The following is a 15,219-nucleotide window of genomic DNA, read 5'->3' as shown; positions in this document are numbered from 1 at the left end:
TACTAATTTTCTCCTACTTCCCACGATCAAAATTTCGTAAGTTGTAAATTAGTGACAACATAAAATAACGTGTTAACGTATTGGACGTCACATCGGTAATCGCAATGTCTGTAACCCTTCTGCCAATATTTTGTGCTTGATTGAAGATATCAAATGCTTTTAACGATAGTTCTGCATTTTTCTGTCTTAAAAATTTGGTGCCCAGCGAAGCATTCCAGAGCATCGTATGGGTGCCGGGAGATTCCAATATGCCGCTGTTATAGATATATAACAGATTAGAGTGCGCAATAAGTGAACCTAGGAATTCGTATGTTAATGTGTGATTGATGGTGTGAGAATATAGCTTATAAACAGCTACACGAGACATTGGATTCTCACTTAATGTGAGGTTGATGCGATAGTTTAGTCCTGAAACAAACTTTTTGTTGATATTGGTATTTAAACCGATGCGCTGCTGTACACCGTAATTATATCCCTGTACCAATTGATCGTTGAGCACCGCAAAGTTGCTATTATAGAACGTGGTGTTGTTTAAGTTTAAGTTGAGTTTCCATTTTTTGATGGGGATACCAAAACTGTTGGTCCAGCGTATGCCATAAGCGCCGTCCACGTTGATGGGAACGGTATATTGGCCCCCAGCTCCTAAGCGTATATCCTCAATCAGTACGAGAGCGGTGTCTGTCGTCAGGACGGAATTGACAATTTTATCATTTGTATAATTGAAATCCATGCTTGAATTGAAGCTTTGCCCCGTGGAGCGTTGCACGTCCTTATACTGAATTTTTACTTGGTGGTTGTACTCTTGGTTCAGATAAGGGTTGCCGTTGCGGATGTTCAATTCATTTTGATTGTTGATGAAATCCTGTAGCTGATTGATATTCGGTGTATTCGTCGTGGTATTATAATTTAGTTCTAGACGTCTTTCTTTGCTTATATTGTACGTTGCTGAAAATTCGGGATGGAAGCTGCCAAAGGAAGCTTGTGTTATAAGGTGGATCGGTACCGTACGGTCGTTATTGCGAACGCCATGTTGATAACTTAACCCAATTTGAAAGCGCAGAGAATCTTTTTTATTATAGGAAAAAGACAATCCCCCTTTATGATAATTGAAATCATTTCTAAATTCATTTGATAGACGGTCGTTTAATTCACCCAATTGGCCTGTTTCGGCTAGCCATTCAAATGTTTCTCGATCGGAATAGTTCAGCGTGTTTCTAATATTGTAACTGATTTGTAGTCTGCTCCGTTGGGAGAGATTCTCTGTATAAGACAACCTGTTATTGAAGCCGGATCCATATCCGTTGGTGATACTCTGGTTATCGTTGGTGTCGACCCGATTAAGCAATGCGTCTTTGTAATATTCGGTAAGGGCAAGGTTTTTTCCCAAAGCATCGTTAGTATTCTTATTTCCGGAAGCGCTTAAGGAAATTGTTCGTCCGAGCTTTTTAAAACGATACATATAGGTTAGCCTTCCTCCAAAATTTAAATTGCTGTTGTGGCTGTCGGTCTGCCTAGCCGATGTATTGAGCAAATCATTTTTGTTTAAGAAAGTAGAGAAATGATTGCTTCCGGAACGACCCAAAGAGCGGTAAGATAGGTTGGGTGCAAAATCGATACGTTGCTTGTTGTTGATGTTCCACCGTACACGTGCGTTTGCCTTATGTTCTGTTTGCTGATTAAGGCTGGACTGGTCTTGTGATCGAGATTGGTTGGCACGGTTCCCTAAGATATATTCGATATCGGATAAAGAAATAACACTTGTCTTGGACGAATGAAAGTTATAGTCGCCACTGATATCCATGGCGTTATCCAAGAAATCGTTGTTGTAGTTAATAGCTCCTGCATAGGTGTCTGACAATCCACGATCGGTATTGTTGTTCCCTCGTCGTGATCCACCACGGCCCTGTTCGGCAAAGTTCGTTTCGTTGACATTATTTGCCATGAGGTTTACGGCGATTTTCTCATCACCGTTGAATCGGTTTATGGATGTATTTAGCGCAAATTTATTTTCGTCTCCGTATCCCGAAGAAGCCTTTCCAAATGTGCCACGCTTTCTGTCTGGCTTTGTTACAATGTTAATGATTTTTCGTCGTTCGCCATCATCAAAGCCAGAAAATCTAGCCTGTTCCGATTTTTCGTCTATGAGCTGAATTTTATCGATGATTTCAGCAGGTAGGGTTTTGAGAGCTATCCGGGGATCTGTACTGAAAAACTCTTTTCCGTCAACAATAATCTTGGTGACCTCTTCGCCATGTGCTTTCACATTTCCCTCTTCATCTAATTCCACTCCTGGTATCTGGGCAACTAATTCGTCAGCATCTGCATATTCTCGGGTCGAAAACCGCTTTGCATCAAATTCGGTGGTGTCCCCCCGAAGGGAAATTGCTGGAGTTCCCGTGATTTCAATCTCCTCCAAAGCAATCTCTGCGGATTCCATCGGAATGTCGATTTGGATATCTTTATCCGATAGGATAATAGATAATTTAAAGGGTTGATAACCAAGGTTAATCGCGCGTAAACTATACCTGCCATGCGGGATGTTTTTGAACGAAAATATACCTAATCGATTAGTCGATGTAGATAGCAAAATCGAATCTTTTGTGTTCAGTATGTTTATGGTTACTCCCGTAAGGGGGATATTCGAAATTTTGTCTTCGACTTTGCCATTTATCGCGTGTTGAGCCATAGATGTTATGCTGCTGATTGATAAAATCAAAATCAAGCTGAGATAACGAAGGGATACCAAAATGCGAAAATTCATTGTAGGTTTATGTTGACCATTTAAAGATAGAAAAGACAAGGCAGGTTTGGTTGATTGTTTCAAAAATTTTGCAAAGGACAGTCGTGCTGAAAAATAGTATCTTTGTTAAAAATAGTATAGTTTTACATGAAAGAGACGACATTAAGCCGTAAAGAGAAGATAATGAAAGTAGCCCTTTCTTTATTTGCGACGAAAGGCTATGTGGATACGTCGACAAAAGAGATTGCGGCGGGAGCAGGAGTATCGGAAGCGCTTATTTTTAAACATTTTGGTAATAAAGATGCCTTGTTGACACATATTATCAAGTCCGGATATAGGCGGGTGCTTTCGCATCATCGAGGGATGATGACATACAAAAACCCCAAAGAGTTTTTGAGGAATATGATTTTTCTGCCAAATAAGCTAGTTGCCGATGAACCACTTTTTTGGAAATTGCAAGAACGCTTGTCGCATAATAGTTTTTCCAAGCAACAGCATGAACAGTTTATGAAACCGGTACAGCCTGTTTTGGTGAAAGCCTTTTCCGAACTAGGCTATGGAGAACCCGAATTGGAAACGCAGTATCTGCTGCTTATTATTGACATGCTTTGGAAAAAAGAGGCGAATGGGGATATCGATAACGGGGTAGAGCTCGCGCAATTGTTGGAAAAGAAATATAATTTGCTGTAAAGCGTTTTTGTGCGTGTTTTGTGTAAAATGCGCAATAATTTGGAGAGTATCTTTTTTTTCGCGTAATTCGAATCTGAATAATTAATAAATTATGGTAAGAAAGTTCTTCTCCTTTTTCTCTTTTTGTGTGTTTTTTGTGGCTAGTGTATATGGGCAAAAAAGACCTGATTTCGTTAAATTTATCAATAGTCAGCATGTATGGGTGGATTCCGTATTTCAGAAGCTCACACCTAAAGAGCGTATTGCACAACTTTTTTTAGTTCGTGCGCATACCAATTTAGGGCAGCGGTATATCGATTCGGTCGCACAGGTTATTCAAAAAGAACAATTGGGGGGCTTGGTTGTGTTCCAGGGAGGGCCAGTACGACATTCGCAGATGTTCAATCAATACCAAAAATTGGCAAAGGTTCCGTTGTTGGTGACGTTTGATGGAGAGTGGGGACTTGGTATGCGGCTTCCCGATTCGACCATTTCTTTTCCTTATCAGATGACTTTAGGGGCTATACAAAACGAAAAGCTGATTTACGAAATGGGTCGACAGGTGGCACGAGATTTTCAGCGTATTGGTATGCATTTCAATTTTGCTCCAGTGGTTGATATCAATAATAATCCTAAAAATCCGGTTATTAACTTCCGATCTTTTGGGGATAATAAACGCAATGTAATGCAAACAGCGAAAGCATATATGGACGGTATGGTGGACGGAGGAATTATTGCCTCTCTGAAGCATTTCCCGGGGCATGGTGATACGGACGTAGACTCGCATTACGACCTTCCACAGCTGAAATTCTCAAAAGAACGACTAGACTGTCTGGAAATTTTCCCATTTCGCGAACTGATCCGACAGGGCGCGCCCGCGGTTATGGTAGCCCATATGAATATTCCTTCACTAGATGCAAAGCCTAATATACCCTCTTCTATTTCACGAAAGGTAGTAACAGATCTTTTGCGTAACGAGTTGGGATTTAAAGGGCTAACAGTAACGGATGCGATGGATATGAAGGGGGTAAAGAAGTTTTTTCCCAATGGAGAAGCAGATGTGATGGCGATTGAGGCAGGACATGACCTATTGGAAATCTCTGAAAACAGCGCGCGTGCCATCGGCTTGGTTGAAAAGGCCGTGAAAAGCGGACGTATAAAACAGGCAGAACTAGATCAACGTGTAAAACGTGTACTCGCAGCTAAATATTGGTTGGGACTAAATCAATATCGACCGGTTAATACGATCAATCTGGTAAATGATTTAAATACACCTGCGTCAAAATCATTAGTGCAGCGATTGGCGGATGCCGCCATTACGGTGCTGAAATCGGATCGGCGTATTCGATCTTTTGATAAAAAGATCGAAACAGCCATTGTATCTATAGGTGTGAATCACGCGCAAGACTTTGAGAAAGGCTTGGCTGTACAGCTGTCTGATAAAAAGGAGTTTTTTATTACGGGAAAAGAAACAGCGGAGGAGATGAAAGATTTGTTGAAAGAAGTCCGTCGAAGTCCACAGATCATTTTGGCAATACATGATAATCGTATGCGTCCGGGGAGTGAGATTAAGGTAAACGAGCAGGTGCGGGAATTCATCGATCGGCTGGCAGGAAGAAGAACGATTACCGTGATGTTTACGAATCCCTATGTAATGGATAATTTGCCTATTGAGCGTAGTAATAGTATAATCCTCGCCTATCAAAATGACCATTTTATGCAAAAAGCGGCGCTGAAAGTGCTATTAGGTCAAACTAAAGCGCAGGGCAAATTGCCCGTGACCGTCAATAAGCGTTTTGCTTACGGTGATGGGATGTAGCCAAACAGATTCATTTGACATATTGCCATTTAAAAGATAGCTTTGTGAGACTTAAATTTTCGCAATGGCTAAAGAACAAATCTCCATTTTTGATATGTTTAAGATTGGTATCGGACCGTCAAGTTCGCATACCCTTGGTCCTTGGCGTGCAGCGCAACGATTTATAGAAACATTAAAAAATAAGGAGATACTGCAACAGGTAGCGGGTGTCCATATTTTATTGTATGGTTCTTTAGCAAAAACCGGCGTAGGGCATGGAACTGATATCGCAGTGTTATTAGGGCTCAGTGGTGATGATCCAGTTACGTTCGATGTTCATCAGGTAATGCCGAAGGTGCAGGAAATCAAATCGTCTGGAAAACTAGATTTGGGAGGAGAACACTGTATTAATTTTTCTTATGCCACGAACTTGTTGTTTCTTTATACAGAAAGCTTGCCTTTTCATCCCAATGCCCTGACTTTTCAAGCATTTTTAACCGATGGTATTGCTGTATCTGAAACCTACTATTCCATTGGAGGAGGTTTTGTCGTGCAGGAAGACGACACGGTTGGTGTTTTAAAGGAAGTTGATTTGGCATTCCCTGTGGATACGGCCCAGCAGCTCATGACGTGGTGCATGCGGACGGGATTGAAAATTTCGGAGTTAGTGATGGAGAATGAATTGGCATGGCGATCCGAAGAAGAAACTAGAAGTGGCATCATGCAAATTTTCCACACGATTAAGGATTGCATATATAAAGGTTGTCATACCCCAGGTGTACTGCCTGGCGGATTGCATGTAGAGCGGCGCGCCTCCAAGATGAATAGGCGCTTGTTGAAAGAAAGGGTATATCAGAATTACGACTCGTGGGTAAATGCCATACGCGAAGGAGGGAAAGATTTTAACTATATTCTGGATTGGGTGAGTTGCTTTGCACTTGCTGTTAATGAGGAAAATGCTTCTTTTGGGCGCGTGGTTACAGCACCTACCAACGGCGCATCTGGTGTTATTCCCGCGGTGCTGCAGTATTATATTACCTTTCACGATGCCTATAAGGAGGAGAAAATTATGCAGTTCATTGCCGCTGCTTCTGAAATTGGATCTATTTTTAAAAAGGGCGCAACAATATCGGCAGCAATGGGTGGCTGTCAAGCAGAAATTGGCGTATCGTCTGCGATGGCGGCGGGTGCATTGACAGAATGTTTGGGGGGGTCGCAACGCCAAGTACTGATGGCGGCAGAAATTGCGATGGAACATCATTTGGGATTGACTTGTGATCCTATTGGTGGCTTGGTGCAAGTGCCATGCATAGAGAGAAATACGATGGGAGCTGTAAAAGCTATTACAGCTGCTCAATTAGCGTTAAATTCGAACCCTGATAAAGCTAAGGTAAGTCTTGATGCGGTAGTTAGTACGATGTGGGAGACGGCACAGGACATGAATGTGAAATATAAAGAAACTGCGGACGGTGGATTGGCGATTAAAGTACCGCTGAGCTTGCCCGAGTGTTAATCAATATTTTTATCTTTGCCCATAGATGAAATATTGTGCTTTAGCTTCGGGGAGTAATGGCAATTGCTATTACATTGCCAATGCAGACGATGCTATCTTGATTGATGTTGGTATTAACGCGAAGCATCTGGAATTGCGTATGGCAAATTTAAGTATTGCTCCTGCAGGCATTAAGGCGATATTTATAACACATGAGCATACTGATCATATTCGTGGACTAGCTGTTTTTTGCAAGCGTTATCAAATTCCTGTCTATATGACTTCCGGTTCATATCGTGGGGCTAGATTGCTGCTGCCCGAAAATTTAACACATATTATTCGTCGGGATCAGCGCGTAGAGATTGGTAGCTTGACTGTGTGTGGAGTTCCCAAATATCATGATGCGCAGGAGCCCTGTAGCTTTTTGGTTTCCAATGGGGAAATCAATATTGGCGTGCTGACTGATATTGGACGTATTTGTGATAACGTGAAACATGTAATTCAACAAGCAGATATTCTTTTGCTGGAGGCAAACTATGATGAAGAATTGCTGGATAGAGGAAGTTATCCCTTCTTTTTGAAAAACAGAATACGAAATGGTTGGGGGCATCTATCTAATCATATCGCATTGGAAACCTTTTTGGAATATAGAACATCCCGTTTGCGACATTTAATATTGGGGCATCTTTCGGGACAGAACAATAACGTAGAATTGGTGTACAGAACCTTTGCACCTCATTGTGGGGGACTTAAATTATCTATTGCTACACGCCATCAAGAGACCGAGTTGTTTGATAGCCAGGTTTTGCTACCACAATTGACAACGAAAATTGTGATTCGACAGGTTTCTTATCAAACCACTTTTGTTTTTCCTGAAAAATAAAAAAAGGTTTTCAAACGGGGAGAATGAAAACCTTTAGCTAACCAATTATAAACCTAAATTATGATAGTACAAATATAGGGGGTTTTTCTTTTTTTTCCAAATCGATTTGTATTTATCACGTATTTTTTACAAAAAACGAAGAGTTATGGTCATTATTTAATGATTCGGCATACTTCTTGAATAAAGAAGGCAGCTACTGTTAAAATAATTTTGAGAGTCGTTAGCGGAATGACATATAATAATATTAAAAAATGAACAAATTGATAAATAAATATAATCGTGTGCCGTTTGCAACGCGTACATTTTGGCTTGTAGTTTTATTTGTGTTTATCCTAATAGTTGAGTTGTTGACTCTTCATAAGCTGAGTTAATTTTAATGTTGATTTCTGAGGCGAAGGGGTTTTAGGACGAATATGTATTGAAAATGCTACGATTAGGGTAGTTGTTGGCATAGGTTAAATAAAATAACTAGACTATCCGAGGATGGATTTGAATGTACTGAAGAAGAAGTTGCGAAAGGATAATCCGCGCTGGGTTATTTTGTTGATTGACATTATTATTGTATTTGGATGCTATGTAGCATTCAACTTTATATTAAATAGTTTTCTAGGTGAATTCGATATAGAATTGATGTTTAAACAAAGCATAGTTGTCTTATCGGTTTACCTGATTTCATTTCTTTCCATGAAGACCTACCGCGAGATTGTGCGGCATACCGGTCTTAGTGAGGCCATACGTATTTTCAAAACGGTTTGGTTGGCCTGTATGATACTTTTTCTGATTACGTTATTAGTAAGATCTACTACGGTAAAGGATTCGATATGGGGGGAATACCTTCGCCTATCCTATGCTGTAGTCTTTTCACATGGTTTTTTTACGATGGTGATGTTGGTTGCGGCGAGGGTTGTTTATAGACAGATTTATGAGCTTCTTTTTTTTACAAAAAGGAAAAGCAGGCATGTATTGATATTTGGGGCGTCGAGGCCTGGTTTGGTAGCTTATGCGATGCTGCAAGACGATATACGGTCGAAAAATAAGGTCATCGCATTTGTAGAAGATAAACCTAATAGGGTTGGGAAAAACTCAAGGGGAATACGGATTTTACATATTACGGATATCGACCAGAATTTTGTCCGGAAAAACGATATTGATGAAGTTATTATTGCTGTGGAAAATGATAATCCGGAGCGCCTTTCCCGCGTTACTGACCATTTCCATAACTTGAATATTGAACTCAAAATTATGCAACCTGGCCGATCCTTGCTGAGTGGGGGAGGTAAGCGGCAAATTCGTCAATTACGGATTGAAGATCTTTTAGGAAGAAAGCCGATTAAATTAGATAATCCTGTTGTAGAAAAGGAATTAAGAGGGCGAACAATATTAATAACAGGTGCTGCAGGCTCTATTGGAAGTGAACTTGCGCGACAGATTGCTGTTCTACCTTATCAAAAGATTGTCTTATTGGATCAGGCTGAATCTGCATTATATGATGTGCAACAAACGATTCATACTTCCAATCCTGATGAAGCGTATTTCATTGTGGGAGATGTGCGTGACAAAATCTTTATGCGACGTATATTTGAGGTCCATCGCCCAGATGTAGTTTTTCATGCTGCAGCATATAAACATGTGCCGTTAATGGAGGCTAATCCTTACGAAGCTATTTGGACGAATGTATACGGCAGCCGCATTCTGGCAGATTTGTCGATGGAATATAACGTGTATAAGTTTGTCATGATATCGACTGATAAAGCTGTCAATCCTACAAATGTTATGGGAGCGACTAAAAGGGCTGCGGAGATATATGTCAATTCTTGCAATGAGCAGAGCGATACTAATTTTATTATTACACGCTTTGGAAACGTATTGGGATCTAATGGCTCTGTTATTCCTCTTTTTGAAAAGCAAATAGCAAAAGGTGGACCGCTAACGTTGACCCATCAGGAGATTACACGTTTCTTTATGACTATTCCAGAGGCTTGTCAGCTTGTTTTGGAAGCCGGAACTATGGGAAAAGGAGGTGAGATTTTTGTTTTTGATATGGGAAAATCGGTCAAAATTATGGACTTGGCTAAGCGCATGATCAAATTAAAAGGGTACCGTTATCCACAAGATATCGATATTAAGATAGTAGGGTTGCGTCCCGGTGAAAAAATATACGAAGAGCTCTTGGCAAATAATGAAGACACGCTCAAGACGCACCATCCGAAAATTATGATAGCGAAAGTTTGTACGGCAGATTTGTTGATGAAAAGAAAGCAGATTAATCTGTTATGTGAATTAGTGGAACGTAATGATGACTCGGCAGAATATGCCGATTTCGAGTCGGTTCGTCAATTAAAAGCTATTGTTCCTGAGTTTCTCTCCCAAAATTCTGTTTTCGATCAGCTGGATAAATAGATGTCTGCTTACGAAACGATGTCTCTCTGGCCAACGGACCGTTTGTCGAGTTTGAACGGCAAGCATTACGACGAGTGTGAGGTCTTTTATACTTTGATATCGTTTCGGAGAAAAAAAGTTGGGATCAATAAGTTATGCGCAATTGATTTTGTCAAACTACGCGAAAAAAGTTGAGCAAAAAAACTCTTACGGCTATAAGCCACTAACAATAAGTCTACCTGCGTCTTTTCGATCATCCAATCGATACATTTTGGAATCGGCATATTATAATCTAATCGATAAACTGCGTTTTTTTCACAGTAGTCAATGTTTTTTATAGGAAACCGTTGCACGATTTGCTCTTTCCAGAATTCGACGTCTGTTAGGGCAGGAGATTCTTCTTTCTCTGTAACATGCAATAACACTAAATCCAATGTTGCTTGTATGCGTGCGGTAAACGAGCGAAGAAGCTGAGCTTCACTTTCTTTAAAATTTGTTAACAAGCCGATTTTTTCCAATTTGAAATGCTGATAGTTTTGCGGAACCGCTAAAACACCAATAGGACTCTTTTTGATTAGTTCAAATGTATTACTACCAATAGTTGCGCTTTTAATGTGGCCGGCTCCCTTTGTTCCCATAATCAAAAAATTATATTGGTCTGTTTGTAAGAGATCCAATACTGTTTTGCTTAGGTCGCCTAACATACAGGCTGAGGTAAACACAAGATCTGGAAACTGTACACGTAGGTCTGTTTCTAATTTTTCCATGTTTTGAGTAGCAGTTTCCGACATAGAGGTACGTACTTCTTCCGTAAATTTGATGCCTGCTCGTGCATTACTAAACTCATGATAGGTGTGAAGAAGGTGTAGTTGCCAATTGTGCTTTGCAGCATAATGAGCCGCATATATAACAGCAGTCCATGCGTTATCAGAAAAGTCGGTGGGTACAAGAATTGCGTTCTTCATAAAATGAGCGTAATATGTTTTTCTTTATATAATAAGCTATTTATCAAACGTAAATAAAATGCTTTGTATTCACGAATTTCTACAATATAAAATTATCATGAGTAATTCATTTTTATATGCAAAAAAAATGTGCTCTCCTATCAAAGAATTTATTTTGCTATCCTTTAACCGTTAAAAGATGTTAAATAAAGGTTTTGAAAAAATAAAGTGCTCCGTTAGACGTTTTAGAGATAACAATAGAGTAATTTTTTTCATAATTTAGGTTAATTAATAATTGGTTAGTAGAAAAATCCTGGAGTTCCCCGCTTCAGGATTTTTTTTGAAATGAATTTTTTATTTGCCGTCAGAAATTTTCGTGTGATATTTCACGATTGTTGTTGTATAAGAATTCAGGAAAGTTTCATTTTTGTATTAACTTTGTGCATGATATATTCCAGAACATAAATAATGGATCATGTTATTAACTATCTTTCGGAAGTAAATCCTGTATTAGCTGCATTGTATGCGTCCACTTTCACATGGCTGGTTACGGCTTTGGGGGCAGCATTTGTCTTTTTCTTTAAGACGATGAATCGTAATTTTCTTGATGCAATGCTGGGCTTTACCGGTGGCGTAATGGTAGCGGCGAGTATATGGAGTCTATTAATTCCTGCTATAGATATGAGTGAGGGAGAGGGGTTTATGCAAGTCTTTCCCGCTGTCGTAGGTTTTTTAATGGGGACGGGATTCCTTTTTGCACTCGATAAACTATTGCCGCATTTCCATGTTAATTTTAAGCAAGTTGAAGGTGTGAAATCACCGTGGCAGAAAACGACATTACTAGTGTTGGCCATAACATTACATAACATTCCGGAAGGACTTGCTGTAGGTGTATTGTTTGGAGCAGTTGCAGCAGGTGTTCCTGAAGCAAGTATTGGTGGCGCCGTTGCTTTAGCTGTAGGAATCGGTCTGCAGAATTTTCCCGAAGGCATTGCTGTTGCTATGCCCTTACGCCGTATGGGGATTTCGCGAAGGAAGAGCTTTTATTATGGACAGCTTTCTGCTGTGGTGGAGCCGCTAGCAGCTGTTTTGGGTGCATTCGCGGTCGCATTCTTTACGCCATTATTGCCATATGCTTTGGCTTTCGCTGCTGGCGCCATGATGTTTGTTGTCGTGGAGGAGGTAATTCCTGAAGCCCAGCAGAATAAGGATTCGGATTGGGCGACTTTGGGTTTTATTGGGGGGTTTATTTTGATGATGTCATTGGATGTTGTACTGGGTTAGGTAATGAGTGGGAGATAAGCGATAGATAGGCATGAATGCGGAAACGGATGCATTGTTTAAAGCGATAAAACGTTGTAGAGTCTGTGAATCAGGACTGTCAGCTGGGGTCAATCCGGTGTTGACAATTGATGATCGCTCTAAAATTTTGATTGTGGGGCAGGCTCCCGGTACGAAAGTACATTCGTCGGGTATTCCTTGGGATGATCAAAGTGGAAAAGAACTTAGAAGTTGGTTGGGGGTCGCGGAAGAGACTTTCTATGATCCTAAAAATTTTGCTATTGTGCCTATGGGGTTTTGTTATCCAGGAAAAGGCAAAAATGGAGATTTGCCCCCTCGCAGAGAATGTGCACCATTATGGCATGAATCTATATTTGAGCAATTGCAAAATATTAAATTGACTCTGTTAATAGGTCAATATGCACAATCATATTATCTTCGGGGAGAAAAATGTAGGACGTTGACGGAAACTGTAAGAAATTATCAACGTTACTTACCAACGTATTTTCCATTGCCACACCCCTCACCAAGAAATTTTATTTGGATGTCCAAGAACCTGTGGTTTAAAGAAGGGGCTGTGCCGGTGTTACAAGGATGGATTGACCGCGTTTTGCATGAGGCATAAAAAGAAGCCCTGAAGTCGGGCGACTTCGGGGGCTTCCAAACCAATTATTAACCTAAATTATGAACTTATATATAAGCAAATTCTGTGCCATAATTTTTATATAATATGGGTTTTGTATGATAAATTTTTGTGAATCGCATTTAATTTGAATACATGTAGATCTGTAAGGAGGGAATGAATATGAAAACAGCAATAAGATCATCAACGCGCCCGTCGGTTAAAGGAACGGTGTATAGTATTTTGTTTGCAATCAGTTTTGGACATTTTATAAATGATCTATTGCAGGCCGTCATACCATCGATATATCCGATGCTTAAGGAGAGTTTTGCCTTAAATTTTACCCAGATCGGGTTGATTACATTGGTTTTTCAATTATCAGCTTCTATATTGCAGCCGTTTGTAGGGCGTTATACCGATAGACGACCAAATCCAGGATCACTTGCCATTGGTATGGGATTTACATTGGTAGGGTTGGTGTCATTGTCTATGGCGTCGAATTTTTTGTTTGTTCTTCTTTCCGTTTGTTTGGTTGGGATTGGTTCGTCTATTTTCCATCCGGAAGCCTCTCGTGTTGCTCAGCTTGCTTCCGGCGGTAAGAAAGGGCTTGCACAATCTATTTTTCAAGTGGGCGGAAATGCGGGCAGCGCTATTGGGCCGTTAATGGCGGCTCTAATTATCATACCGCATGGGCAGCGTCATATTCAATGGTTTTGTTTGATTGCCATCGTCGGGATTTTACTGCTATCGGTGGTTGGAAAGTGGTATAAAGGCAGTATACAGGAAAGAGAGAGGCGGAAGAGTGCAGCGAATGCGGGAGCGCAAAGCCTGGTCAATTCTACTTACGCATTGAGTCGTGGAAAGATAATCAGCTCTATTGTTATATTGCTGGTACTGATTTTTTCGAAATATATTTATATGACGTCTATAACGAGTTATTTTACCTTTTATTTGATAGGTAAATTTGGTCTAAGTGTTCAAGAGTCACAATTTTATTTGTTTGCGTTTCTCGCAGCTATTGCAGTAGGAACGATACTTGGCGGGCCATTAGGCGATCGTTATGGGCGTAAAATAATTATTTGGATTTCTATTTTGGGGGCTGCACCGTTTACTCTCGCGTTGCCTTACGTTGGTTTGACGTTTACCGTTATCTTAGCAATCATTATTGGTGTGATTATCTCTTCTGCATTTTCTGCCATCTTGGTGTATGCGACCGATTTGGTTCCTGGAAAGGTAGGTATGATTGCAGGACTGTTTTTTGGATTTGCTTTTGGGATCGCAGGATTGGGGTCAGCCTTTTTGGGTTGGCTGGCAGATCGTACAAGTATTGAATATGTATTTCGGATTTGCGCTTATCTCCCACTGATTGGCATTGTGACTTGGTTTCTGCCAAATGTAAAAGGACGGTAAACGGATTGTCCTTCTTTTACGCGAGCGATCGTTTGCTCAACACAAATAATCGGCTAACACTTAGAGGCTTTGTTTCTGGAATAAGAACGATTTGTTGGTGAATCAAGATCGTTTGTTGGTGAAAAGAGTTTGGTTTGTGGTGAATCAAGATCGTTTGTTGGTGAAAAGGGTTTGGTTTGTGGTGAATCAAGATCGTTTGTTGGTGAAAAGAGTTTGGGTTGTGGTGAATCAAGACCATTTGTTGGTGAAAAGGGTTTAGTTTGTGGTGAATTAAGACCATTTGTTGGTGAAAAGAGTTTAGTTTGTGGTGAAAGAAATCTTTCTTATTTCGAAAAAAAGATATTAAAAACTGCGTTCAGACACCTTTAAACGTTGTTTTTTAGTTAAATAGATCTTTCTTTATGGGGTATATTTTCGCCATGAAAAGAGATGGGTTTTTAATTGTTAATACGAAGCGGTGTGCATTATTAAATAATGCCATATCATAATGTACAACGGATTGTGAATAAAATTATCCGCCAATCTTTCAGTGTTTTGCGTTTTGTCGGGTCGAAAAAGGAAGAAAACTGTTGGAGTGTATTGTTAAAGTTTCTACCTTTGCACCACTCCGCGAGGGAGGGCGTCCTGTTCACAGGATATGTTGAAAGGGGGTAGGTCAAAAAAAGAAAATATTTTTTTGTTATTCCGAAAAACATCCCTACCTTTGCAGTCCCTTCGGGAACGAGGGGGTACAGAAACAGAAGATCGACGGCCTATTTGGTCGGCAGATATAAAGGCCAAAGCGCGAAGCGGCGGCGAGAGAAGTTCTTTAAGATATATGATCATGTAGCGCAGCAGGAGTCCTTTAGAGGGACGAAAGCTGTAAGAGATTACAATTTTTTCGGTCCGGGCCGTACAGTATACAAATACTGACGATCCGGTCATATAAGATGACCGGGGTCAATTTACATTTTTACAATGGAGAGTTTGATCCTGGCTCAGGATGAACGCTAGCGGCAGGC

Annotated in this window: 11 protein-coding genes; 9 read left to right on the top strand and 2 right to left on the bottom strand. The window is 40.4% G+C overall.

Annotated features, from left to right (window positions below; all coding sequences use genetic code 11):
* Positions 1 to 13: 13 nt before the first annotated feature.
* A complete protein-coding gene (locus EWE74_RS15130) occupies positions 14 to 2,761 on the bottom strand; it encodes an outer membrane beta-barrel protein (RefSeq protein ID WP_130142449.1) in 2,748 nt (915 codons plus the stop codon).
* A gap of 126 nt (positions 2,762 to 2,887) precedes the next feature.
* On the opposite strand from EWE74_RS15130, the gene EWE74_RS15125 reads away from it, so the two are divergent.
* The 5 genes from EWE74_RS15125 (at position 2,888) to EWE74_RS15105 (ending at position 9,982) form a co-directional block, all read left to right on the top strand.
* Positions 2,888 to 3,430 (top strand): TetR/AcrR family transcriptional regulator, encoded by a 543-nt coding sequence (locus EWE74_RS15125; protein WP_130142448.1) that lies wholly within the window; start codon positions 2,888 to 2,890, stop codon positions 3,428 to 3,430.
* Positions 3,431 to 3,521: 91 nt separating this feature from the next.
* Positions 3,522 to 5,228 carry a glycoside hydrolase family 3 protein gene (locus EWE74_RS15120; protein WP_130142447.1) on the top strand — a complete coding sequence of 569 codons (1,707 nt, stop codon included), beginning with the start codon at positions 3,522 to 3,524 and terminating at the stop codon, positions 5,226 to 5,228.
* 64 nt (positions 5,229 to 5,292) lie between these two features.
* Positions 5,293 to 6,720: an L-serine ammonia-lyase gene (locus EWE74_RS15115; protein WP_130142446.1), complete on the top strand. Its 1,428-nt coding sequence runs from the start codon at positions 5,293 to 5,295 to the stop codon at positions 6,718 to 6,720.
* Positions 6,721 to 6,745: 25 nt separating this feature from the next.
* Positions 6,746 to 7,582: an MBL fold metallo-hydrolase gene (locus tag EWE74_RS15110; protein ID WP_130142445.1), complete on the top strand. Its 837-nt coding sequence runs from the start codon at positions 6,746 to 6,748 to the stop codon at positions 7,580 to 7,582.
* 483 nt (positions 7,583 to 8,065) lie between these two features.
* Positions 8,066 to 9,982 (top strand): polysaccharide biosynthesis protein, encoded by a 1,917-nt coding sequence (locus EWE74_RS15105; protein WP_130142444.1) that lies wholly within the window; start codon positions 8,066 to 8,068, stop codon positions 9,980 to 9,982.
* 86 nt (positions 9,983 to 10,068) lie between these two features.
* Here the strand turns inward: EWE74_RS15105 and EWE74_RS15100 are convergent, their stop codons facing one another.
* Entirely contained in the window at positions 10,069 to 10,926 is an 858-nt protein-coding gene (locus tag EWE74_RS15100) for a universal stress protein (protein ID WP_130142443.1), read from the bottom strand.
* A 447-nt stretch (positions 10,927 to 11,373) separates the two neighbouring features.
* Between EWE74_RS15100 and EWE74_RS15095 the strand changes: the two genes are divergently transcribed.
* The 4 genes from EWE74_RS15095 (at position 11,374) to EWE74_RS21115 (ending at position 14,477) form a co-directional block, all read left to right on the top strand.
* Positions 11,374 to 12,189: a ZIP family metal transporter gene (locus tag EWE74_RS15095; protein WP_206365268.1), complete on the top strand. Its 816-nt coding sequence runs from the start codon at positions 11,374 to 11,376 to the stop codon at positions 12,187 to 12,189.
* 31 nt (positions 12,190 to 12,220) lie between these two features.
* Entirely contained in the window at positions 12,221 to 12,811 is a 591-nt protein-coding gene (locus EWE74_RS15090; RefSeq protein WP_130142441.1) for a uracil-DNA glycosylase family protein, read from the top strand.
* 180 nt (positions 12,812 to 12,991) lie between these two features.
* The gene (locus EWE74_RS15085; protein ID WP_206365267.1) at positions 12,992 to 14,218 is read left to right on the top strand and encodes an MFS transporter; all 1,227 of its coding nucleotides are present in this window, start codon (positions 12,992 to 12,994) and stop codon (positions 14,216 to 14,218) included.
* Between the two features lie 97 nt (positions 14,219 to 14,315).
* A complete protein-coding gene (locus EWE74_RS21115) occupies positions 14,316 to 14,477 on the top strand; it encodes a hypothetical protein (RefSeq protein WP_165384740.1) in 162 nt (53 codons plus the stop codon).
* The last annotated feature ends 742 nt before the right edge of the window (positions 14,478 to 15,219 follow it).

The organism is Sphingobacterium corticibacterium (assembly GCF_004208525.1).
Classification (GTDB): domain Bacteria; phylum Bacteroidota; class Bacteroidia; order Sphingobacteriales; family Sphingobacteriaceae; genus Sphingobacterium; species Sphingobacterium corticibacterium.
Note: the sequence above shows the minus strand (reverse complement) of the source record. Positions and strands in the feature narration are given on the sequence as shown.

Coding starts and splice junctions, on each gene's coding strand:
- EWE74_RS15085 (WP_206365267.1), top strand. CDS start 12,992: ATGAAAACAGCAATAAGATCATCAACGCGCCCGTCGGTTAAAGGAACG.
- EWE74_RS15130 (WP_130142449.1), bottom strand. CDS start 2,761: ATGAATTTTCGCATTTTGGTATCCCTTCGTTATCTCAGCTTGATTTTG.
- EWE74_RS15115 (WP_130142446.1), top strand. CDS start 5,293: ATGGCTAAAGAACAAATCTCCATTTTTGATATGTTTAAGATTGGTATC.
- EWE74_RS15105 (WP_130142444.1), top strand. CDS start 8,066: ATGGATTTGAATGTACTGAAGAAGAAGTTGCGAAAGGATAATCCGCGC.
- EWE74_RS15090 (WP_130142441.1), top strand. CDS start 12,221: ATGAATGCGGAAACGGATGCATTGTTTAAAGCGATAAAACGTTGTAGA.
- EWE74_RS15100 (WP_130142443.1), bottom strand. CDS start 10,926: ATGAAGAACGCAATTCTTGTACCCACCGACTTTTCTGATAACGCATGG.
- EWE74_RS15120 (WP_130142447.1), top strand. CDS start 3,522: ATGGTAAGAAAGTTCTTCTCCTTTTTCTCTTTTTGTGTGTTTTTTGTG.
- EWE74_RS15095 (WP_206365268.1), top strand. CDS start 11,374: ATGGATCATGTTATTAACTATCTTTCGGAAGTAAATCCTGTATTAGCT.
- EWE74_RS15110 (WP_130142445.1), top strand. CDS start 6,746: ATGAAATATTGTGCTTTAGCTTCGGGGAGTAATGGCAATTGCTATTAC.
- EWE74_RS15125 (WP_130142448.1), top strand. CDS start 2,888: ATGAAAGAGACGACATTAAGCCGTAAAGAGAAGATAATGAAAGTAGCC.